This window comes from Pseudomonas sp. B19125, from assembly GCF_044218855.1.
Taxonomy (GTDB): Bacteria; Pseudomonadota; Gammaproteobacteria; order Pseudomonadales; family Pseudomonadaceae; genus Aquipseudomonas; species Aquipseudomonas edaphica.
This window is the reverse complement of the sequence record NZ_CP162589.1, coordinates 1820266-1839874: the sequence shown is the minus strand read 5'-3', so window position 1 is coordinate 1839874 and position 19609 is coordinate 1820266. Positions and strand designations below refer to the sequence as shown.

21 protein-coding genes are annotated in these 19609 nt (G+C 60.2%); 11 read left to right on the top strand and 10 right to left on the bottom strand.

Features of this window, described 5'->3' with window-relative positions; all coding sequences use genetic code 11:
- Position 1: 1 nt before the first annotated feature.
- The 7 genes from AB4P96_RS08385 to AB4P96_RS08355 form a co-directional block, all read right to left on the bottom strand.
- Complete coding sequence (locus tag AB4P96_RS08385; protein ID WP_017139184.1) at positions 2 to 847, bottom strand: carbohydrate ABC transporter permease; 846 nt, start codon at positions 845 to 847, stop codon at positions 2 to 4.
- The gene (locus AB4P96_RS08380; RefSeq protein ID WP_017139183.1) at positions 840 to 1748 is read right to left on the bottom strand and encodes a carbohydrate ABC transporter permease; all 909 of its coding nucleotides are present in this window, start codon (positions 1746 to 1748) and stop codon (positions 840 to 842) included. Before AB4P96_RS08380 ends, AB4P96_RS08385 begins: the two co-directional genes overlap by 8 nt.
- A 92-nt stretch (positions 1749 to 1840) precedes the next feature.
- A complete protein-coding gene (locus tag AB4P96_RS08375; RefSeq protein WP_017139182.1) occupies positions 1841 to 3127 on the bottom strand; it encodes an ABC transporter substrate-binding protein in 1287 nt (428 codons plus the stop codon).
- 104 nt (positions 3128 to 3231) lie between these two features.
- Positions 3232 to 4491 (bottom strand): AGE family epimerase/isomerase, encoded by a 1260-nt coding sequence (locus AB4P96_RS08370; protein WP_395600668.1) that lies wholly within the window; start codon positions 4489 to 4491, stop codon positions 3232 to 3234.
- Positions 4492 to 4704: 213 nt separating this feature from the next.
- Entirely contained in the window at positions 4705 to 5529 is an 825-nt protein-coding gene (locus tag AB4P96_RS08365) for an ATPase (protein ID WP_169985124.1), read from the bottom strand.
- Positions 5530 to 5656: 127 nt separating this feature from the next.
- On the bottom strand, positions 5657 to 6655 hold the full coding sequence (locus AB4P96_RS08360) for an NAD(P)-dependent oxidoreductase (RefSeq protein WP_099550447.1): 999 nt from the start codon (positions 6653 to 6655) through the stop codon (positions 5657 to 5659).
- Between the two features lie 52 nt (positions 6656 to 6707).
- Positions 6708 to 7601: a LysR family transcriptional regulator ArgP gene (locus AB4P96_RS08355; RefSeq protein WP_017139179.1), complete on the bottom strand. Its 894-nt coding sequence runs from the start codon at positions 7599 to 7601 to the stop codon at positions 6708 to 6710.
- A gap of 99 nt (positions 7602 to 7700) precedes the next feature.
- Here AB4P96_RS08355 and AB4P96_RS08350 point away from each other — a divergent pair, with 99 nt between their 5' ends.
- The 7 genes from AB4P96_RS08350 (at position 7701) to AB4P96_RS08320 (ending at position 15296) form a co-directional block, all read left to right on the top strand.
- Positions 7701 to 8102: an ACT domain-containing protein gene (locus AB4P96_RS08350; protein ID WP_017139178.1), complete on the top strand. Its 402-nt coding sequence runs from the start codon at positions 7701 to 7703 to the stop codon at positions 8100 to 8102.
- Positions 8103 to 8107: 5 nt separating this feature from the next.
- Complete coding sequence (locus AB4P96_RS08345) at positions 8108 to 8710, top strand: LysE/ArgO family amino acid transporter (protein WP_026013850.1); 603 nt, start codon at positions 8108 to 8110, stop codon at positions 8708 to 8710.
- 175 nt (positions 8711 to 8885) lie between these two features.
- Positions 8886 to 9482 (top strand): superoxide dismutase, encoded by a 597-nt coding sequence (locus AB4P96_RS08340; RefSeq protein ID WP_003212997.1) that lies wholly within the window; start codon positions 8886 to 8888, stop codon positions 9480 to 9482.
- A gap of 159 nt (positions 9483 to 9641) precedes the next feature.
- A complete protein-coding gene (locus AB4P96_RS08335) occupies positions 9642 to 9869 on the top strand; it encodes a hypothetical protein (protein WP_017139176.1) in 228 nt (75 codons plus the stop codon).
- A gap of 211 nt (positions 9870 to 10080) precedes the next feature.
- Positions 10081 to 12132, top strand: coding sequence for a bifunctional diguanylate cyclase/phosphodiesterase (locus AB4P96_RS08330; RefSeq protein ID WP_017139175.1), 2052 nt, complete (start codon positions 10081 to 10083; stop codon positions 12130 to 12132).
- 127 nt (positions 12133 to 12259) lie between these two features.
- A complete protein-coding gene (locus AB4P96_RS08325) occupies positions 12260 to 13594 on the top strand; it encodes an imelysin family protein (protein WP_017139174.1) in 1335 nt (444 codons plus the stop codon).
- 247 nt (positions 13595 to 13841) lie between these two features.
- Positions 13842 to 15296, top strand: a complete 1455-nt coding sequence (locus AB4P96_RS08320; RefSeq protein ID WP_017139173.1) for a TrkH family potassium uptake protein — start codon at positions 13842 to 13844, stop codon at positions 15294 to 15296.
- Here the strand turns inward: AB4P96_RS08320 and AB4P96_RS08315 are convergent.
- A complete protein-coding gene (locus AB4P96_RS08315) occupies positions 15253 to 16311 on the bottom strand; it encodes an AraC family transcriptional regulator (RefSeq protein ID WP_017139172.1) in 1059 nt (352 codons plus the stop codon). The two genes, AB4P96_RS08320 and AB4P96_RS08315, sit on opposite strands and share 44 nt — an antisense overlap.
- 161 nt (positions 16312 to 16472) lie before the next feature.
- Between AB4P96_RS08315 and AB4P96_RS08310 the strand changes: the two genes are divergently transcribed.
- Positions 16473 to 16784, top strand: a complete 312-nt coding sequence (locus tag AB4P96_RS08310) for a DUF962 domain-containing protein (RefSeq protein ID WP_099550496.1) — start codon at positions 16473 to 16475, stop codon at positions 16782 to 16784.
- 41 nt (positions 16785 to 16825) lie between these two features.
- Here the strand turns inward: AB4P96_RS08310 and AB4P96_RS08305 are convergent, their stop codons facing one another.
- Positions 16826 to 17056, bottom strand: coding sequence for a hypothetical protein (locus AB4P96_RS08305; RefSeq protein WP_395601010.1), 231 nt, complete (start codon positions 17054 to 17056; stop codon positions 16826 to 16828).
- A gap of 195 nt (positions 17057 to 17251) precedes the next feature.
- Here AB4P96_RS08305 and AB4P96_RS08300 point away from each other — a divergent pair, with 195 nt between their 5' ends.
- Positions 17252 to 17434 carry a hypothetical protein gene (locus AB4P96_RS08300; protein ID WP_017139170.1) on the top strand — a complete coding sequence of 61 codons (183 nt, stop codon included), beginning with the start codon at positions 17252 to 17254 and terminating at the stop codon, positions 17432 to 17434.
- Positions 17435 to 17537: 103 nt separating this feature from the next.
- The gene (locus AB4P96_RS08295) at positions 17538 to 18734 is read left to right on the top strand and encodes an MFS transporter (protein ID WP_099549416.1); all 1197 of its coding nucleotides are present in this window, start codon (positions 17538 to 17540) and stop codon (positions 18732 to 18734) included.
- Here the strand turns inward: AB4P96_RS08295 and arfB are convergent.
- A complete protein-coding gene (gene arfB / locus AB4P96_RS08290; protein ID WP_017139168.1) occupies positions 18731 to 19144 on the bottom strand; it encodes an alternative ribosome rescue aminoacyl-tRNA hydrolase ArfB in 414 nt (137 codons plus the stop codon). The two genes, AB4P96_RS08295 and arfB, sit on opposite strands and share 4 nt — an antisense overlap.
- A gap of 57 nt (positions 19145 to 19201) precedes the next feature.
- Between arfB and AB4P96_RS08285 the strand changes: the two genes are divergently transcribed.
- Positions 19202 to 19579, top strand: coding sequence for a cytochrome c (locus tag AB4P96_RS08285; RefSeq protein WP_138453797.1), 378 nt, complete (start codon positions 19202 to 19204; stop codon positions 19577 to 19579).
- Positions 19580 to 19609: the final 30 nt, after the last annotated feature.

Genomic DNA, 19609 nt, shown 5'->3' with positions numbered 1-19609 from the left:
ATTACCCCTTGACCGCGCCGGCCGTGAGGCCGCGCACGAAATACTTGCCTGCGATCACATAGACCAGCAGGGTCGGCAGCCCGGCGATCATCGCCGCCGCCATATCCACGTTATATTCCTTGGCCCCGGTGCTGGTGTTGACCAGGTTGTTCAGCGCCACCGTAATGGGCTGCGAGTCGCCGCTGGAGAACACCACGCCAAACAGGAAGTCGTTCCAGATCTGGGTGAACTGCCAGATCAGGCAGACCATGATGATCGGCGTCGACATCGGCAGAATGATCAGCCGGAAGATGGTGAAGAAACCTGCACCGTCCAGTCGCGCCGCCTTGATCAGAGCATCTGGAATGCTCACGTAGTAATTACGGAAGAACAGCGTAGTAAACGCCAACCCGTAGACCACGTGCACAAACACCAGGCCCGTGGTGGTACTGGCCAGGCCCATCTTGCCGAGGGTGAACGAGGCCGGCAGCAGCACGGTCTGGAACGGCAGGAAGCAGCCGAACAGCAGCAAGCCGAAGAACAGCTGCGAACCTTTGAAGCGCCAGAACGACAGCACATAGCCGTTCAACGCGCCGATGGCGGTGGAGATCAGTACCGCCGGAACGGTGATCTTGATCGAGTTCCAGAAGTAACCGTCAACGGTGGCCCAGGCCTTGACCCAGCCGATGCCGGTCACGACGGTCGGCCAGCTCAGCAGGTTGCCGGTGCTGATATCTTCGGGGGTTTTGAAGCTGGTCAGCAGCATCACCACCAGCGGCACCAGGTACAGCAGCACGGCGAGGATCAGCACCGCGTAGATCGCGATGCGACTCAGGCTGATGGCAGGTTTGGAGGCGAGACTAGTCATTGCGCTTGGTCCTCAGCTCGGAATACAGGTAAGGCACGATGATCGCGAGGATCGCGCCGAGCATCAGGATTGCACTGGCCGAGCCCATGCCCATCTGGCCACGGCTGAAGGTGAACGAGTACATGAACATCGCAGGCAGGTCGGACGAGTAGCCCGGGCCGCCGGCGGTCATGGCCGCTACCAGGTCGAAGCTCTTGATCGCGATGTGCGCGAGGATCATCACCGCACTGAAGAACACCGGGCGCAGGCTTGGCAGCACCACGCTCCAGTAGATGCGCGGCAGGCTGGCGCCATCGATTTGCGCGGCGCGCACGATCGACTGATCAACGCCACGCAGGCCGGCCAGGAACATCGCCATGATGAAGCCCGAGGCTTGCCACACGGCGGCAATCACCAGGCAGTACACCACGCGGTCGGGGTCGATCAGCCAGTCGAGACGGAAGCCTTCCCAGCCCCAGTCACGCAGAAGTTTGTCCAGGCCCATGCCCGGGTTGAGCAGCCATTTCCAGGCCGTACCGGTCACGATCATCGAGAGCGCCATCGGGTACAGGTAAATGGTGCGGATAAAGCCTTCGCGGCGGATTTTCTGGTCGAGGAAAATCGCCAGTGTCACGCCGATCACCAAGGTGATGCCGATAAACATCCCGCCGAACAGCGCCAGGTTCTTGCTCGCCACCCACCAACGGTCGTTGTCGAACAACCGCGCGTATTGTGCAAGACCAGCCCATTTGTAGCTGGGCAGGAACGTGGACGTGGTGAACGACAGCACGAATGTCCACAGGATGTAGCCGTAGAAGCCCACCAGCACGATGAACATGCTCGGCGCCAGCACCAGCTTAGGGAGCCAGCGCTGCAGCGCATCGAACGGCGAGGCCTTGCTGAACACAGCAACAGAACTCATGGGAAAATCCAGTACAGGGAAAAAGGACTACAGGAGCAAGCCTTGTGAGGGGTCAGGGGGTTTCCCCTCACAAGGACCAGCCGTGCTAACCGTTACTTGGCAGACTTGATCGCAGCGCCGAGTTTCTTGGCGGTGTCGGCCGGGTCGGCTTTCGGGTCGTTGATGTAGTTGGTCACGACATCAAAGAACGCACCTTGTACCGCCAGGGTAGTGGCCATGTTGTGGGCCATACTTGGCTGCAGGCCACCGGTCTTGGCGTCCGCCAGGAAGTCTTTGGCAGCGGTCTGGGCGCAGGAGTCGAAACCGAGCTTGTCCATTTCATTGAGCATGTCGGTACGAACCGGGATCGAGCCTTTGTTGATGCTGAAGACTTTCTGGAAGTTTTCACCCAGTACCACTTTGGCGATGTCCTTCTGACCTTCCTGAGTGCCCTTGTCTTTAACTTTGAACACCGCCAGGGAGTCGATGTTGTAGGTAAAGGCTTTGTCGGTACCTGGGAAAGCTACGCACTCGTAGTCTTTGCCGGCGACTTTCTTGGCGGCAGTCCACTCGGACTTGGCCCAGTCACCCATGATCTGCATGCCGGCCTTGCCGTTGATGACTTTGCCGGCTTCCAGGTTCCAGTCCTGGCCTTTGCCGTCGACGTCCATATAGGTCGCGACCTTTTTAAGCTCAGTCAGGGCCTTGACCATTTGCGGGCCGGTCAGCGCGTCGTTATCCAGGTCAACCAGGGCTTTCTTGTAGCCGTCGGCACCCATCACCGACAGTACGACCGCTTCAAATACGGTGCTGTCCTGCCAAGGCTGGCCACCGTGGGCGAGCGGGATGAAGCCTGCGGCCTTGAGCTTGTCGCCGGCTGCGTAGAATTCTTCGAGGGTGGTCGGGTTCTTGGTGATACCGGCTTTCTTGAAGACTTCCGGGTTGATCCACAGCCAGTTTACGCGGTGAATATTGACCGGCACGGCAACGTAGTTACCTTCGTACTTCACGGTATCGGAGACTTTCTTGTCGAGCAGCGAGTCCCACTTTTCTTCTTTGGCGACGTCTTTAAGCACGTCGGTGTCGAGCAAGCCAGTGGACGCCCATTCCTGAATGTCCGGGCCTTTGATCTGGGCAACGCCTGGCGGGTTGCCAGCGACTGCGCGGCTTTTCAGCACAGTCATTGCAGTGGCGCCACCGCCACCGGCTACGGCGCCGTCTTTCCAGACGAAGCCATCTTTCTCAACTTGAGCCTTCAGTACGTCTACTGCTGCTTTTTCACCGCCTGAGGTCCACCAATGCACAACTTCAACCGTCCCTTTCGAGTCGGCGGCAAATGCACTGAGGGGAAACAACGAGGCAATGGAAATAGCAACGGCGAGGCGATTAATCGCGTTCATCTGAATACCTTTTCTTGTTGTTATGCATGCAAGTCTAGAGCTTGCGCTGCACGGAGTTTAAACATGGATTTTTAGCGCGCAGGTAACAAAGGGACGCACAAATGTCACCACTTGGTGACATAACATCCTTGGCCCAATGCGCTGGTCATACTCGGTGACAAGGGTAGTGCAGGCAGTACGACCGCTTGCCAGGCATGGTACAGGTCCGGCTTGCCACCCCAGATCTTGCTGCTGGGTTGGTTGTGCGGGCTGAGTTCGTGGTGCCAGCTGCCGTTGATACGGTCGATAAAGTGGCTTTCGCAGAACTCCCAAAAGCGCCGATACCAGGTTTCGTAATGCAGCTCGCCGGTGCGTTTGAGCAAAGCCTGGGCCGCCGCGCTGGCTTCGGCGTGGGTCCAGTGCAGGCGCTCGCGCACCACTGGCTGGTGCTTCCAGTCCAGGGTGTAGACGATGCCGGGAGCGCCGTCCACGGCCCAGGCGTATTCGCAGGCGCTGGCGAACAGGCCGCGGGCGTCGCTCACCAGCCAGTCCGGCGTGGCCAGCCCGGCTTGCAGGCGTGCGGCTTCCAGGTGCAGCACCAAACGTGCCCATTCGAAACCGTGGCCGGGGGTGATGCCATACGGGCGGAAGCCATCGGCAGGGTTGTCTTCGTTGTAGCCGAGCAAGGGTTGCCAGTGCGTGTCGAAATGCTCGATCACCATGAACTGGTTGCCGGCAGCGTGAGTGTGGATAACGCGCTCGACAATGCGCAGCGCGCGGTCCAGCCAGCGTGTTTCACCGGTGACATCGGCCAGTGCCAGGAAGGCTTCGGTGGCGTGCATGTTGCTGTTGGCGCCGCGATAGGCTTCGACGCCGCTCCAGTCCTGGGCGAAGGACTCGAGCATCACGCCCTCCTCCTCGCTCCAGAAGAACTGGTCGATGATATGCACGGCGTCGTGGAGCAGGTTCTGCGCACCGGGTGCGCCGGCCACTACGGCAGAGCTGGCAGCCAGGGCAACGAACGCGTGCAGGTAAGCGGCTTTGCCACGGTTGCCATCCAAGGCGTTGGGCGCGGCGAACCAGCCGCCGTGTTCGCTATCGCGCAAGGGGCCACTGAGGGCGGCAACGCCATGGGCAACCAGGTCGGCATAACCCGGCACCCCCATGGCATGGGCCATGGCAAAGCTGTGGGTCATGCGCGCCGTGTTCATGGTTTCGGCGTGGGCGTCGGCCGGCAGTTGGCCGTTGCCGTCAAGGTTGCCAAAGCCGTCTGGCAGGCGTGAGGCTTTGGCGAACGCCAGCAGACGTTGGCCTTCGCTGGCGAGCCAGGCGTGATGGGCAGGTGCGTTCAGCCAACTGCTGGCAGGCAGTGGTTGCATGGTCATGGGTAGCCCTTTTTATTTTTTATGGGATGACCGGAGTCTAAACAAGGGCGAGACGAGGGCAAGTAACGAAGGGGAGGGGAAATGTCACAAGGCTGTGACATTAATCGTTCCCACGCTCCGCGTGGGAATGCAGCCCGTGGCGCTCTGCGCTACAGCGGGACGCGGAGCGTCCATGGCGGCATTCCCACGCAGAGCGTGGGAACGATCATTGGGTTATTGGCCCAGTGGGGTGACCCGCGCTGGCGCGTTGAGCTGTTGGTTAAGGTTCTGCACCTGGCTCTGCAACGTGGTGATGTTGCGCGTGGTCTGGATGCGGAACACATCAAACTCTTTATTGGTTGGCGCATCACTATTGGCGGGCTGGTTCTCCTGCGCGCTTTTGAGCACCACCAGGTCCTGTTCCAGGCGGGCGATGGCCGCGCTCGGGTTGCCTTGCTTTTTAAGGGCCGCCACGTCGGCGGACAGATCCTTGACCTCACCCTGCGCCGCCTTAAGTGTGGCCACGGCATCGGTCAGCGCCTGCACCTGGCCTTGTAGCTTGGCATTCGCGTTCGACAGTTCAGTGGTGCTGGCACTCATCTGTGCCAGGCGCTGGTCGAGTTCGGTTGCCTGCCCGGCCACGCCGACTTGCTGCTTGCCTTGCTCCAGCAATTGGGTTTCCAACTGCTTGATCTGCAACTTGAGGGCTTCGCTGCCGTTGTTGACGTTGGCCTCGCTGGCCACCACCTTGCCGGAAATGTCTTGCAGGCGCCCCGCCGCTTCTTCGCTGATGCGTGCAAAGCTTTCCTGGGTGGCGACCAACTGCTGGCCCATCAGGGAAATCTGCTGGAAGCTCCACCAGGCAAGCCCGGCGAAGGCGATCAGCAGCGCACCGACCAAGGCCCACAGGGGGCCGGTGCTGGCGCTCTTGACCTTGACCACCTTGGTTGTGCGCGAGCGCACGGAGGTGGCGGGAGTCGGCTCGAAATCATCATCGTCCCCGATGTCGGCCCGCAGGCTGGGAACGTTGTCGAAATCGTCTTTGGCATCGTTACGCATGAATCAACCCTGAATCGGTGAGATGGCGACCGGAAAAGCCGAGCGAGCGGAGTATAAACCCCGTTGGCGCCGCATTGATCGACCCGGAAGCCTGAATTCGGTTCCCGATGTGTTGCTGGTTGTGAGCTTATTTCAGCCCCGGCTCCTGAGCTTTCCACCAACTGCAGAACTCATCGAGCGCCGTCCACAGGCTGACCTTGGGCTCGTAGTCGAGATAATGCCTGGCACGGCTGATGTCCAGGGTGAAATCTTTGTTCATGACCTGCATGCCCAGGCGCGACAACGACGGCTCCGGGCGGCCCGGCCACATTGCGCAGAATGCCTCGTTCAACGCCGCCACGCTGTAGGACAAACCGTACGACCGATACCGGGTGACCTGGGGCATGTCCATCTGGCGCATTACATAATTGACCACATCCCACACTGGCACCGGCGCGCCATTACTGATGTTGTAGGCCTTGCCCAACGCCGAGCCGGTGGCGAGCAAGCTGCTGAGCAGTGCCTCATTGAGGTTGTGCACACTGGTGAAGTCGACCTTGTTCAAACCATCACCGACGATAGCCAGGCGGTTCTTGCGCTGCATTTTAAGCAGGCGCGGGAAGATGCTCATGTCGCCGGCCCCGGTGACAAAACGCGGGCGCAGCGCAAGTACTTCGAGGCCGAATTCCTGGGCGCCAAACACCTTCTGCTCCGCCAGGTATTTGGTGGCGGCGTAGGGATGCTTGAAGCGCTTTGGCACTTGCTCCTCGGTCAGCCCCAGGTGGTCGCGGCCATCAAAGTAGATCGACGGCGACGACAAGTGCACCAGGCGCCCGACACGCTCCTTGAGGCAGGCCTCGACGACGTTTTCGGTGACCAGCACATTGCCCTGGTGGAAGTCCTGGTACTTGCCCCACAACCCGACGGCGCCGGCGCAATGCACCACGGCTTCGACATCGCGGCACAGCTCGCGCACCAGGTCGGCATCATTGAGATCACCCTGGATAAACTCGGCGCCGCGCCTTACCAGGTGCTCCACACCTTCGGCACGCCGCCCGTTGACCCGCACGTCCAGGCCCTGCTCCAGGGCGAAACGCGCAAAACGCCCGCCGATGAAGCCGCTTGCGCCGGTGACCAGAATTTTCATTTGTTACCCCATGCTCTTTCGTTTTTCATCGCTGTTGCCTTGACGCACGCCATCAGTCCAACGGCACCAACCATTGGCCACAGGCCTGGGCCAAGTGATCGGTCAGCAGCCCCAACAATTGCCCACCACTGCGCCAATGATGCCAGTACAACGGCACGTCGATGGGCTTATCTGGCAACAACTCGACTAAAGCGCCGCTTTGCAACTGGTCGCGCACCTGTAATTCCGGCACCAGGCCCCAACCCAGTCCGGCTTCGGTCAGGCGAATAAAACCTTCGGAGGACGGGCACAAATGGTGCTCGAAACCGCCGTCCACGCCCAGCGATGCCAGGTAGCGGTGCTGCAGGAAATCGTCCGGGCCGAACACCAGCGCCGGCGTGCGTGCCAACTGATCGGCACGCACGCCCTCGGGAAAATGCCGCGTTATAAATGCAGGGCTGGCCAACGCACGGTAGCGCATGGCACCGAGCAACAGACTGCGCGCCCCGGCCACCGGGCGTTCGCTGGCGCAGATACAGGCCGCCACTTCACCGGCGCGCATGCGCTTGAGGCCCACGGTCTGGTCTTCCACCACCAGGTCCAGCAACAAATGCTGCTCGGCGCAAAAGTCGCTGACGGCCTCGGCCCACCAGGTGGCGAGGCTGTCGGCGTTCAAGGCGATGCGCAGGCGCTCGGGCATGCCCTCCTCGTCCAGCGCTGGCACCTGGCTTTGCAGGTCGCGCTCGAGTAAGCGCACCTGTTGCACATGGTTGAGCAAACGTCGCCCGATGTCGGTGGGTGTAGGTGGCGTGGCCCGCACCAGCACCGGTTGGCCAATACGCGCCTCCAGTAACTTGATGCGCTGGGAAATCGCTGACTGAGAAAGCCCCAGTACCTGCGCGCCACGCTCGAAGCCGGCCTGCTCCACCACCGCCGCCAGGGCGGAAAGCAATTTATAGTCGAACATCAGTTTCTCTAATGAGCGATCAGCAATATTGGTTTTTCTTATACAGCGTGGGCCGGGAGAATGACCAGCATTGCTTCTCTTTATTAAAGGAATCCACACATGGCTGGCGAAACCGCCCTGGCAACCCTGCTGCGCAGCATGAGCCCTCATCTAAACGAAGGCGACTACGTGTTCTGCACCCTGCCCGACTCACGTATCCCGGCAGGTTGCGAGATCATCGGCAGCTTTCGCGAGCAGGAAGGTTTGACCCTGATTGTGGAGCGTGAGCAGGCGGAACACGCCGGGCTGGCCTTCGACTATGTGGCCGCCTGGATCACCCTGAATGTGCATTCGGCCCTTGAAGCCGTGGGCCTGACGGCGGCGTTTGCCAGCGCGCTGGGCAGCGCCGGTATCAGTTGCAACGTGATTGCCGGGTTTTATCACGACCACTTGTTCGTGGGCCGCGCCGATGCCGAGCGGGCCATGGATGTATTGCGCCAACTGGCAGCAAACGCGGAGTAATGGCTATGTGGCAAAGCTACGTAAACGGGCTGCTGGTGGCTCTCGGCCTGATCATGGCGATCGGCACCCAGAACGCGTTTGTATTGGCGCAAAGCCTGCGCCGTGAACATCACTTGCCGGTGGCGGCGCTGTGCATCGTGTGTGATGCAATTCTGGTCGCACTCGGGGTATTTGGCCTGGCTACCGTGCTGGCGCAAAACCCGCTGCTGCTGGCCGTTGCCCGCTGGGGTGGTGCGGCATTCCTGTTGTGGTACGGCACCTTGGCGTTGCGTCGAGCGTGTTCCCGACAAAGCCTGGAACAGGGGGCACACCTCAAAGTGCGTTCATTGCGCGCCGTGTTGCTCAGTGCCTTGGCAGTAACGCTGCTCAATCCCCATGTGTACCTGGACACCGTGCTGCTGATCGGCTCATTGGGCGCGCAACAAACCGAGCCCGGCGCCTATGTGGCCGGCGCTGCCAGCGCCTCGTTCCTGTGGTTCGCCACCCTGGCACTCGGCGCGGCGTGGTTGGCACCTTGGCTGGCGCGCCCGGCGACCTGGCGCCTGCTCGACCTTCTGGTCGCGGTGATGATGTTCAGCGTGGCCTACCAATTGATCAGTGCCGGATGAATATTCCAAAACGCTCTGGAACCTCTATCCCACACAGTTGTTGCGTGGTTTTGCCGCACCCCCGGTGCTATGATCCGGACCCTGCGCCGCAAAGAGTACAAACTCCCCGGCGCTTGTTTGGCCGCCCGTGATCGGCCTTGCGCTCACCGCAACTGACCTGATTAGGAGAATCATCATGGCTTTCGAATTGCCGCCGCTGCCCTACGCACACGATGCCCTGCAGCCGCACATCTCCAAGGAAACCTTGGAGTACCACCACGACAAGCACCACAACACCTATGTCGTGAACCTGAACAACCTGGTGCCTGGCACCGAGTTCGAAGGCAAGACCCTGGAAGAAATCGTCAAGTCTTCTTCGGGCGGCATCTTCAACAACGCCGCTCAGGTCTGGAACCATACTTTCTACTGGAACTGCCTGGCGCCAAACGCCGGCGGCCAACCGACCGGCGCACTGGCTGAAGCCATCAACGCAGCCTTCGGTTCGTTCGACAAGTTCAAGGAAGAGTTCACCAAGACGTCCGTCGGCACCTTCGGTTCCGGTTGGGGCTGGCTGGTGAAAAAAGCTGACGGTTCCCTGGCCCTGGCCAGCACCATCGGCGCCGGCAACCCGCTGACCAGCGGCGACACCCCGCTGCTGACCTGCGACGTGTGGGAACACGCCTACTACATCGACTACCGCAACGTGCGTCCAAAGTATGTGGAAGCGTTCTGGAATCTGGTCAACTGGAAGTTCGTGGCTGAGCAGTTCGAAGGCAAAACCTTTACTGCCTGAGCAACGTTTGCAGTAGAAAGAGCCCGGCAATTGCCGGGCTTTTTTGTGGCCGACGAAAACTGGACGTAATGCAGAATGTGTGGAACTCACCGAGAGGAACAGGCCACCCAGCATGCGAGAGAAATAACTCTCTCATTTTATCCTGTAGGAGAGTCCGCAATGGATCCGTTATCGATGGGTATGTCAGCTGTGTCTTCAGTGTTGCCACTCGCAGGCAAAGGCATGGACCTGGTGAGCAAGGGCATGGACTTGCTGGGCACGCTGGTCAATTCAGCCAGTCAGGCCGCCGGCAGGGCGCAAGGTAAAATCGGCGGTGATGCCCACCAGAAGAACGAACATCAGATCACGTTCAACAACGTAAACGAAAACTCGATCAAATTATCTTAAGCCCGCAACACTCGATGTCGGGATGTCGAAGGCATTCCCTTCCTTTCCTGCGCGGTACCCGAGGGCGATGGATATCATCGCCCTCTTCCTTCCAGACACGCCCTTTACAGCCTCCAGAAGCCTTAGCAGCAATGTCCCTTTGACTGCCATCCCGAGATTGCCAATACTCATGGCATATTGAGGCTACCCGCACGGAACAAGGAATGACCCTTTGAAGCTGGAACTCAAAAACAGCTTGTCGGTGAAGTTGCTACGGGTTGTGCTGCTCTCGGCATTGATCGTGGGCGTGACGCTGAGCGTGGCGCAGATCGTGTTTGATGCCTACAAGACGCGTCAGGCCGTGGCCGGTGACGCGCAGCGGATCCTCGACATGTTTCGCGACCCCTCGACCCAGGCTGTCTACAGCCTGGACCGCGAGATGGGCATGCAGGTGATCGAGGGCCTGTTTCAGGACGACGCCGTGCGCATGGCCTCCATCGGCCACCCCAACGAAACCATGCTGGCGGAAAAAAGCCGCGCCTTGCAGCAATCACCCACCCGCTGGTTGACCGACCTGATTCTTGGCCAGGAACGCACCTTTACGACTGCACTGGTTGGCAAAGGCCCCTATAGCGAGTACTACGGCGACCTGAGCATTACCCTCGACACAGCCACCTACGGCAAAGGTTTTATTGTCAGCTCGGTGATCATCTTTATTTCCGGCGTGCTGCGCGCCCTGGCCATGGGCCTGGTGCTGTACCTGGTGTATCACTGGCTGCTGACCAAGCCGTTGTCGCGGATTATCGAGCACTTGACCTCAATCAACCCCGACCGCCCCAGCGAACACAAGATCCCCCAGCTCAAGGGCCATGAACGCAACGAGCTGGGGCTGTGGATCAACACTGCCAACCAGTTGCTCGAGTCCATCGAGCGCAATACGCACTTGCGGCATGAGGCGGAATCGAGCCTGTTGCGCATGGCCCAGTACGACTTCCTGACCGGGCTGCCGAACCGTCAGAAGCTGCAGGAGCAGTTGGACAAGATCCTCACCGATGCCGGCCGCCGACAGCGCCGGGTGGCGGTGCTGTGCGTGGGGCTGGATGACTTCAAAAGCGTCAACGAACAGTTCACCTACCAGGCCGGCGACAAATTACTGCTGGCCCTGGCCGACCGCCTGCGCGCCCACAGCGGCCGCCTCGGCGCCCTCGCCCGCTTGGGCGGCGACCAGTTTGCACTGGTGCAGGCCGATATCGACCAGCCTTACGAGGCCGCCGAGCTGGCGCAAAGTATCCTCGACGACCTGGAAGCCGAATTCGCCCTCGACCAGGACCAGATTCGCCTGCGCGCCACCATCGGCATCACCCTGTTCCCGGAGGACGGCGACAGCACCGAGAAGCTGCTGCAAAAAGCCGAACAGACCATGACCCTGGCCAAGAGCCGCTCGCGCAACCGCTATCAGTTCTATATCGCCAGTGTCGACAGCGAAATGCGCCGGCGCCGCGAACTGGAAAAAGACCTGCGCGATGCCCTGGGTCGCGAGCAGTTCCACTTGGTCTACCAACCGCAGATCAGCTACCTCGACCACCGCGTGGTGGGCGTAGAGGCATTGCTTCGCTGGCAGCACCCGGAACACGGCCTGGTGCCGCCGGACTTGTTCATCCCGCTGGCGGAGCAGAACGGCACCATTATTCCGATTGGTGAATGGGTGCTGGACCAGGCTTGCCGGCAGTTGCGCGAATGGCATGACCTGGGCTTCACCGAACTGCGCATGGCGGTCAACCTGTCCACCGTGCAGTTGCACCACACCGAGTTGCCACGGGTGGTCAACAACCTGATGCAGATCTATCGCCTGCCGCCACGCAGCCTGGAGCTGGAAGTGACCGAGACCGGCCTGATGGAGGACATCAGCACCGCCGCCCAGCACCTGCTGAGCCTGCGCCGCTCCGGTGCCTTGATCGCGATTGATGACTTCGGCACCGGCTATTCATCCTTGAGCTACCTCAAGAGCCTGCCACTGGACAAGATCAAGATCGACAAGAGCTTCGTCCAGGACCTGCTGGATGACGACGACGATGCAACCATCGTGCGCGCCATTATCCAACTGGGCAAAAGCCTGGGCATGCAGGTGATTGCCGAAGGCGTGGAAACCGCCGAGCAGGAGGCCTATATCATTTCCGAAGGGTGCCATGAGGGCCAGGGCTACCACTACAGCAAACCGCTGCAGGCCCGTGAGCTGGCGGCGTTTTTGAAACAGTCCGAGCGCAACAACGCGGCGATTCTCTGAACCGACAAATCGATACCAAATATTTCCCTCGCATAAACCTTTACACAAAATGCAAATCTTTCGCATTATGTCGCAGTTTTTGCGCTTCCCCGCGCGCCCTATCAACAACCGAAGCAGGATGTTCGCCATGATTCGTATGCCCCTGGCCACCGCCAGTCTGCTGGCCATTGCCATTTCTCTCGCCGGTTGCGGCGAAGGTAAAGACAAGGCCGCCGCGCCGACCCCGGCAGTCAGCACCACCGCTCCAGCGGCTGCCACGCCTGCCGGCCAGGTCGACGAAGCAGCCGCCAAGGCCGTTGTCGCGCATTACGCCGACATGGTGTTCGCGGTGTACAGCGACGCCGAATCCACCGCGAAGACCCTGCAAACCGCAATCGACACCTTCCTCGCCAACCCGAGCGACGACACCCTGAAAGCAGCCCGCACCGCCTGGGTCGCCGCCCGTGTGCCGTACTTGCAAAGTGAAGTGTTCCGCTTCGGCAACACCATCATCGACGACTGGGAAGGCCAAGTGAACGCCTGGCCCTTGGACGAAGGCCTGATCGACTACGTAGACAAATCCTACGAGCACGCGCTGGGTAACCCGGGCGCCAACGCCAACATCATCGCCAATACCGAGATCCAGGTGGGCGAAGACAAGGTCGACGTCAAGGAAATTACCCCGGAAAAACTCGCCAGCCTCAATGAACTGGGCGGTTCCGAAGCCAACGTCGCCACCGGCTACCACGCCATCGAGTTCCTGCTCTGGGGCCAGGACCTCAACGGCACCGGCCCAGGCGCAGGCAACCGCCCGGCATCCGACTACATGACCGGCGACGGTGCCACCGGCGGTAACAACGAGCGCCGTCGCACTTACCTGCGCGCTGTGACCCAACTGCTGGTCAGCGACCTGGAAGAAATGGTCGGCAACTGGAAACCCAAGGTCGACGACAACTACCGCGCCACCCTGGAAGCAGAACCTGCCACCGACGGCCTGCGCAAAATGCTGTTCGGCATGGGCAGCCTGTCCCTGGGCGAACTGGCCGGTGAGCGCATGAAGGTTTCCCTGGAAGCCAACTCGCCGGAAGACGAACAGGATTGCTTCAGCGACAACACCCACAACTCGCACTTCTACGACGCCAAGGGCATCCGCAACGTCTACCTGGGCGAGTACACCCGCACCGACGGCACCAAAATGACCGGCGCAAGCCTCTCGTCGCTGGTGGCCAAGGCCGATCCAGCCGCCGACTCGGCGCTCAAGGCCGACCTGGCGTCGACCGAAGCGAAGATCCAGGTCATGGTTGACCAGGCCAACGCCGGTGAGCACTACGACCAACTGATCGCGGCCGGTAACGACAAGGGCAACCAGATCGTGCGTGACGCGATTGCGGCACTGGTCAAGCAGACCGGCGCGATCGAAACCGCCGCGGGCAAGCTGGGCATCAGTGATTTGAACCCGGATAACGCTGATCACGAGTTCTGATTGATCCTGCGCTGAATAAGGCGACCTTCGGGTCGCCTTTTTTGTGCGCGTTCCCCCCTTCCCATACCCACTGTGGGAGCTGGCTTGCCTGCGATAGCGATGGGTCTGCTACAGATGGGTGGCTGACAGGTCGCCATCGCAGGCAAGCCAGCTCACACAGTCGAACTGCTTCGCCTCGTACACCCCGGTTTACAAGACCCGCACCGCAGGTAGAATGGCGCCACTCTCTCAAACCCGAGCTTTCTTCATGGCGTTGCCGACCCTGCGTATCATCGGTTTCATCATCGGCATCTTCCTGATCACCCTCGCGATCGCCATGGTCATCCCGATGGCCACCCTGGTGATCTTCGAACGCACCAGCGACCTGCCCTCGTTCCTGTGGGCCAGCATGATCACCTTCCTTGCGGGTTTGGCCCTGGTTATCCCCGGCCGCCCCGAACACGTGCACCTGCGCCCCCGTGACATGTACCTGCTGACCGTCACCAGCTGGCTGGTGGTGTGCATCTTCGCCGCGCTGCCGTTTCTGCTGACCCAGCACATCAGCTACACCGATTCGTTCTTTGAAAGCATGTCGGGCATCACCGCCACCGGCTCCACCGTCCTGAGCGGTTTGGACAGCATGTCCCCTGGCATCCTGATGTGGCGTTCAATGTTGCACTGGCTGGGCGGCATCGGCTTTATCGGCATGGCGGTGGCGATCCTGCCGCTGCTGCGCATTGGTGGCATGCGCCTGTTCCAGACCGAATCCTCGGACCGCTCAGAAAAAGTCATGCCGCGCTCGCACATGGTGGCGCGCCTGATCGTGGCAGCGTATGTGGGCATCACCATCCTGGGCAGCCTGGCGTTCTGGTGGGCCGGCATGGGCTTGTTTGATGCGATCAACCACGCGATGTCAGCAATTTCCACCGGCGGGTTTTCCACCTCCGATGAATCCCTGGCCCACTGGAAACAACCGGCGGTGCACTGGGTAGCGGTGGTGGTGATGATCCTCGGCAGCTTGCCGTTCACCCTGTATGTGGCCACATTGCGCGGCAACCGCCGGGCGCTGATCAAGGATCAGCAGGTGCAAGGCTTGCTCGGTTTGCTGATCGTGACGTGGCTGGTACTCGGCACCTGGTACTGGTGGACGACCAACCTGCACTGGCTGGATGCCCTGCGCCATGTCGCCCTGAACGTTACGTCGGTGGTGACCACGACCGGCTTTGCGCTGGGGGACTACAGCCTGTGGGGCAATTTCTCGCTGATGCTGTTCTTCTACCTGGGTTTTATCGGCGGCTGTTCGGGCTCGACGGCGGGCGGGATCAAGATCTTCCGCTTCCAGGTCGCCTACATCCTGCTCAAGGCCAACCTGAACCAACTGATCCACCCACGCGCAGTGATCAAGCAGAAGTACAACGGCCACCGTCTCGACGAAGAGATCGTGCGCTCGATCCTGACCTTTTCGTTTTTCTTCGCTATCACCATCTGCGCCATCGCCCTGGCCCTGTCACTGCTGGGTCTGGACTGGATGACCGCACTGACCGGTGCCGCCAGCACCGTGTCCGGTGTTGGCCCGGGCCTGGGCGAAACCATCGGCCCGGCCGGTAACTTCGCCAGCCTGCCGGATGCGGCCAAGTGGATCTTGTCATTCGGCATGCTGCTGGGAAGGCTGGAGATTATTACCGTGTTTGTTCTGTGCATTCCGGCGTTTTGGCGCCACTGACCGTCGATGCCTGCAGCAGCCGCACCCGATACTCGCCGGGCGTGACGTCGAACCAGCGGCGGAACGCGCGGAAGAAATTACTCGGGTCGGCAAAGCCCAACAGGTAGGCGATTTCCAGCAAGGTCATACTCGGCTGCGCCAGGTACTGTTCGGCAAGCTCGCGACGCGTATCGTCGAGCAACGTCTGGAAACTGGTGCCCTCCTCCTGCAAACGCCGCTGTAACGTGCGCTGAGACAAGTGCAGGGTCTGTGCCACCACTTCGCGCTTGGGCTCACCCTGGGGCAACAAGCGGCACAGCACCTGGCGCGCCTTGTGGGTCACGCGGCTCTCGGAAAACCGCGCCAGGTATTCACCGGCAAACCGATCATGCAGCAGCGCCATCGCCTCATTGGCGGTGGGCAACGGCGCATCCATGTCGGCCTGTTCGAAAATCAGCGCATCGTAGGGCGCATTGAACTCCATAGGCGCATGGAATGCTTGCTTATAGGGCGCCAGATCGGCCGGTTGGTCACCTTGCAACATTACCTTGCGTGGCTGCAGGGTGCGGCCAGTCAGCCAGCCACATAATGCCAGGGCACTGGCCAACGAGGCTTCAGCGCTTTGCCGGGTCGGCGGCAGGTGATCGCCATGTACCGTCAGAATCAGCGCATAGCCTTCAGGTAACAGGCGAAAACTCAAGTCGGCGCTTTCGGCGATGATGCGTTGGTAACGCACCAGGCGCATAAAACCTTCGGCCAGGGTGTTGCTGGACATCAAGGCGTAACCCGCCACATGAAACGACGCCGGGCGCACCACCTTGCCCATGTTCAAGCCGATCGCGGGGTTGCCTGACAGCTCGACAGCGCGCTGCCACAGCCGGGTCATGGAGTCTTGCGCAAAACGTGCATCAGGGTCACTGAGCGCGGCGTAGTCCAGGCCCAGTTGCTTGAACAGGACGCGGCAATCCAGGCCGTCCATTTCCAACGCTTTGACGATGCCCATTGCCCAGCTTGCAGAAGTTGTTCGTTCGCTCATGGCGTCTTCTTGAAAAAAGCAGGCTTAAACGGCAGCCAGGAAGCCAAGGATACTAAAGTGGCATCTATTGTCACTGGCTGTTACCACTGATCACTCTAGACTCAAATAAGCTCCCCGCCGAACATCTGTTGGGCGGCATCACCAGCCCAGGGCCGATCACTGTGGAAAACGTCAAGCAATTCAACAGTTTCGCTGAGTTCTACCCTTATTACCTGAGCGAGCACGCCAACAGCACCTGCCGGCGCCTGCACTTTATTGGCACCACCCTGGTGATTGGGATTCTGGCTTATGCCATTGGCCGTGGCTCGTTGGGGTTACTGCTCGCATTACCGGTCGCCGGCTACACCTTTGCCTGGATCGGGCACTTCTTCTTCGAAAAGAACCGGCCTGCAACGTTTCAACATCCCTTCTACAGTTTGCTGGGGGATTTTGTGATGTATCGCGACATGATTTTGGGGAAGGTGCCTTTTTGAGGTCTTTCCAAAAGTGACCCGCTGTAAGAGCGGAACCCTACTCAGCCATCACCCAAATAACGGATATGCCCCCAAACCCAACACCCACCCAGCCACCCAGCCACCCAGCCTGCGACCCCATGCCACTTGCGCAAAAAAATAAAAATTCGCACATCCGCCGACATAAAATTCTTTTTGTCATTTTCAGTGCTGTATCCTGCCAAGGCTTTTTGAGAGCGCGGAATCACCTGCGATTGATAAAACAGATCTTGCGAGGAGCGACGACGATGCACGAGATACCTAATCTCCCCTTCCCAAGCCTGCACCCAACTGAGCAGCCAACACCGCAGCAGGCCAGTGACAAACAGCCTGAAGCCAAAGAAGCAAAACCAGTCGACAGCAAACGCCAGGACTGACGCCGTACCAGACCGTGTGGAAAGCGCACTTCAAGCGCTTTCCACACTGCCTGAATCATCGAGACCCCCGCCATGACCGACACCCTCCCCGACACCCCCGACGCCGCAGTACTGGACGCTGCCTTGCAGATGATCGAAGTCTGGAACCGCCTCAGCGCCGACAAACAAGCCCTGCTGCTCAAGCGTTTTGGCACCCAGGAAAACGCCTTGGCCGCCCTGGTGACCACGCAAATGCTGGCCCCGCCTCAAGCCTGATGTCTTTTTGAGCTGACGTTTTGCTTTTTACCGCCCTGCACAAGCCAAAGCATCGGTATCATTAGCAGCCTATCTTTACCTGCTGCGACGGTGGACCTCCCCCATGCCAGATACCCAGCGCCCCATGGCGGTCACGCTGCAAGTCGTTTCCATCGTGCTGTTTACCTTTATCGGCTACCTCAACATCGGTATTCCCCTGGCCGTATTGCCGGGCTATGTGCACAGCCAACTGGGCTACGGCGCAGTTATCGCGGGCTTGGTAATCAGCGTGCAATACCTGGCCACCCTGCTGAGCCGTCCGTATGCCGGCAAAATCATCGATAACCTGGGCAGCAAGCGCGCGGTGCTGATCGGCTTGGTCGGTTGCGGCCTGAGCGGCGTGTTCATGTTGCTGGCGGCGTGGTTTTCCAGCCTGCCGGGCATCAGCCTGATCAGCCTGCTGATTGGCCGACTGGTGCTGGGCAGCGCGGAAAGCCTGGTGGGCTCTGGCGCCATCGGCTGGGGCATCGGCCGGGTCGGCGCCGCCAACACGGCCAAGGTCATCTCGTGGAATGGCATCGCCAGCTACGGCGCGCTGGCCATCGGTGCGCCGCTGGGCGTGCTGCTGGTCAGCCACTTGGGGCTGTGGAGCATGGGCGTCAGCATCATCCTGCTGGCGGTGCTCGGCGTGCTGTTGGCCTGGAACAAGGAAGCCGCGCCAATTGTGGCCGGCGTGCGCCTGCCCTTCATGAATGTGCTGGGCCGCGTGTTGCCACACGGCTGTGCCCTGGCGTTGGGTTCGATTGGTTTTGGCACCATCGCCACCTTTATCACCCTGTATTACACCACCCAGCATTGGGACAACGCGGTGTGGGCATTGAGCCTGTTCGGCGCCAGTTTTATCGGCGCGCGCCTGTTGTTCGGCAATTTGATCAACCGGATCGGCGGCTTTCGTGTGGCGATTGCCTGCCTGTCGGTAGAAGCCCTTGGCCTGTTGTTGCTATGGCTGGCACCCGACGCGCAATGGGCGCTGGCCGGTGCGGCGTTGAGCGGATTTGGCTTTTCGCTGGTGTTTCCAGCACTGGGCGTAGAAGCCGTCAACCTGGTGCCGGCCTCCAGCCGTGGCGCAGCGGTGGGGGCTTATTCGCTGTTTATCGACTTGTCATTGGGTATCACCGGCCCACTGGCCGGGGCGGTGGCGGCAGGCTTCGGCTTTGCGTCGATATTCCTGTTTGCCGCCCTCGCATCGGTCGGTGGTCTGCTGCTGAGTGTTTACCTGTACCGGCAAGCCCCCAAGGCCCGCGAGGCGAGAGGCGCCTAGAAGTCGACCTTGCCGCGCCCGGCCTTGATGCTGCCGCGCTTGGTCTTGGATTCCAGGCGACGCTTTTTCGAACCCAGGGTGGGTTTGGTCGGGCGGCGCTTTTTTTCGACCTTGGTGGCGCTGAGGATCAACTCCACCAGGCGCTCCAGCGCATCGGCACGGTTCTGTTCCTGAGTGCGGTATTGCTGAGCCTTGAGCACCAACACACCTTCACTGGTGATACGACTGTCACGCAGTGCCAGCAAACGCTCCTTATAGAACGCCGGCAACGATGAAGCCGGGATATCAAACCGCAGGTGCACCGCGCTCGACACCTTGTTGACGTTCTGCCCACCGGCGCCCTGGGCGCGAATGGCGGTCAACTCGATCTCGGCATCGGGCAAGTGCACGTTGTTGGAAATTACCAGCATCAATCAAAAACCTTAGGCAACGGGCCACAACAACATAAACAACAAGGACGCAGCAATATGAAAAGGCTATTCATCACTGTGCTCGGCACTTTATCACTCATTCAAACGCCACTGTCCGTCGCGGACACTGCCAACGGCAAAAACCTGTATTCACAGCGATGCGCCATGTGCCACGGCCCGGACCTCAAGGCCTCCGGGCCATTGGCCAGGAAAAGCAGCCCGCCCACGCCCGACCTCACAACGCCTGCTTTCAAAAAACGGCTGGCAGATTATCCGGGCGTTATTGTGTCTTCGGTGATCCTTCGCCCGAATGGCAACCTGATCCCAAAAACCCTGCAAGACAATGGTGTGAAGGTTGCGCCGCATGCCTGGAGCGTCAAGGATTTTCGCGACTTGAACGCCTACATGAGTGGCGTTATTGCAAACAGCCGATGAATCGCATCGCAAAAAAATACCCCTCAATAG

What these genes read in the sequence shown, in the direction of transcription:
- AB4P96_RS08285 (WP_138453797.1), top strand. Translation starts at nt 19,202, where the DNA reads ATGAAAAGGCTATTCATCACTGTGCTCGGCACTTTATCACTCATTCAA.
- AB4P96_RS08315 (WP_017139172.1), bottom strand. Translation starts at nt 16,311, where the DNA reads ATGAGCGAACGAACAACTTCTGCAAGCTGGGCAATGGGCATCGTCAAA.
- AB4P96_RS08370 (WP_395600668.1), bottom strand. Translation starts at nt 4,491, where the DNA reads ATGACCATGCAACCACTGCCTGCCAGCAGTTGGCTGAACGCACCTGCC.
- AB4P96_RS08345 (WP_026013850.1), top strand. Translation starts at nt 8,108, where the DNA reads ATGTGGCAAAGCTACGTAAACGGGCTGCTGGTGGCTCTCGGCCTGATC.
- AB4P96_RS08320 (WP_017139173.1), top strand. Translation starts at nt 13,842, where the DNA reads ATGGCGTTGCCGACCCTGCGTATCATCGGTTTCATCATCGGCATCTTC.
- AB4P96_RS08295 (WP_099549416.1), top strand. Translation starts at nt 17,538, where the DNA reads ATGCCAGATACCCAGCGCCCCATGGCGGTCACGCTGCAAGTCGTTTCC.
- AB4P96_RS08365 (WP_169985124.1), bottom strand. Translation starts at nt 5,529, where the DNA reads ATGCGTAACGATGCCAAAGACGATTTCGACAACGTTCCCAGCCTGCGG.
- AB4P96_RS08350 (WP_017139178.1), top strand. Translation starts at nt 7,701, where the DNA reads ATGGCTGGCGAAACCGCCCTGGCAACCCTGCTGCGCAGCATGAGCCCT.
- AB4P96_RS08325 (WP_017139174.1), top strand. Translation starts at nt 12,260, where the DNA reads ATGATTCGTATGCCCCTGGCCACCGCCAGTCTGCTGGCCATTGCCATT.
- AB4P96_RS08360 (WP_099550447.1), bottom strand. Translation starts at nt 6,655, where the DNA reads ATGAAAATTCTGGTCACCGGCGCAAGCGGCTTCATCGGCGGGCGTTTT.
- AB4P96_RS08385 (WP_017139184.1), bottom strand. Translation starts at nt 847, where the DNA reads ATGACTAGTCTCGCCTCCAAACCTGCCATCAGCCTGAGTCGCATCGCG.
- AB4P96_RS08375 (WP_017139182.1), bottom strand. Translation starts at nt 3,127, where the DNA reads ATGAACGCGATTAATCGCCTCGCCGTTGCTATTTCCATTGCCTCGTTG.
- AB4P96_RS08355 (WP_017139179.1), bottom strand. Translation starts at nt 7,601, where the DNA reads ATGTTCGACTATAAATTGCTTTCCGCCCTGGCGGCGGTGGTGGAGCAG.
- AB4P96_RS08300 (WP_017139170.1), top strand. Translation starts at nt 17,252, where the DNA reads ATGACCGACACCCTCCCCGACACCCCCGACGCCGCAGTACTGGACGCT.
- AB4P96_RS08335 (WP_017139176.1), top strand. Translation starts at nt 9,642, where the DNA reads ATGGATCCGTTATCGATGGGTATGTCAGCTGTGTCTTCAGTGTTGCCA.
- arfB (WP_017139168.1), bottom strand. Translation starts at nt 19,144, where the DNA reads ATGCTGGTAATTTCCAACAACGTGCACTTGCCCGATGCCGAGATCGAG.
- AB4P96_RS08340 (WP_003212997.1), top strand. Translation starts at nt 8,886, where the DNA reads ATGGCTTTCGAATTGCCGCCGCTGCCCTACGCACACGATGCCCTGCAG.
- AB4P96_RS08380 (WP_017139183.1), bottom strand. Translation starts at nt 1,748, where the DNA reads ATGAGTTCTGTTGCTGTGTTCAGCAAGGCCTCGCCGTTCGATGCGCTG.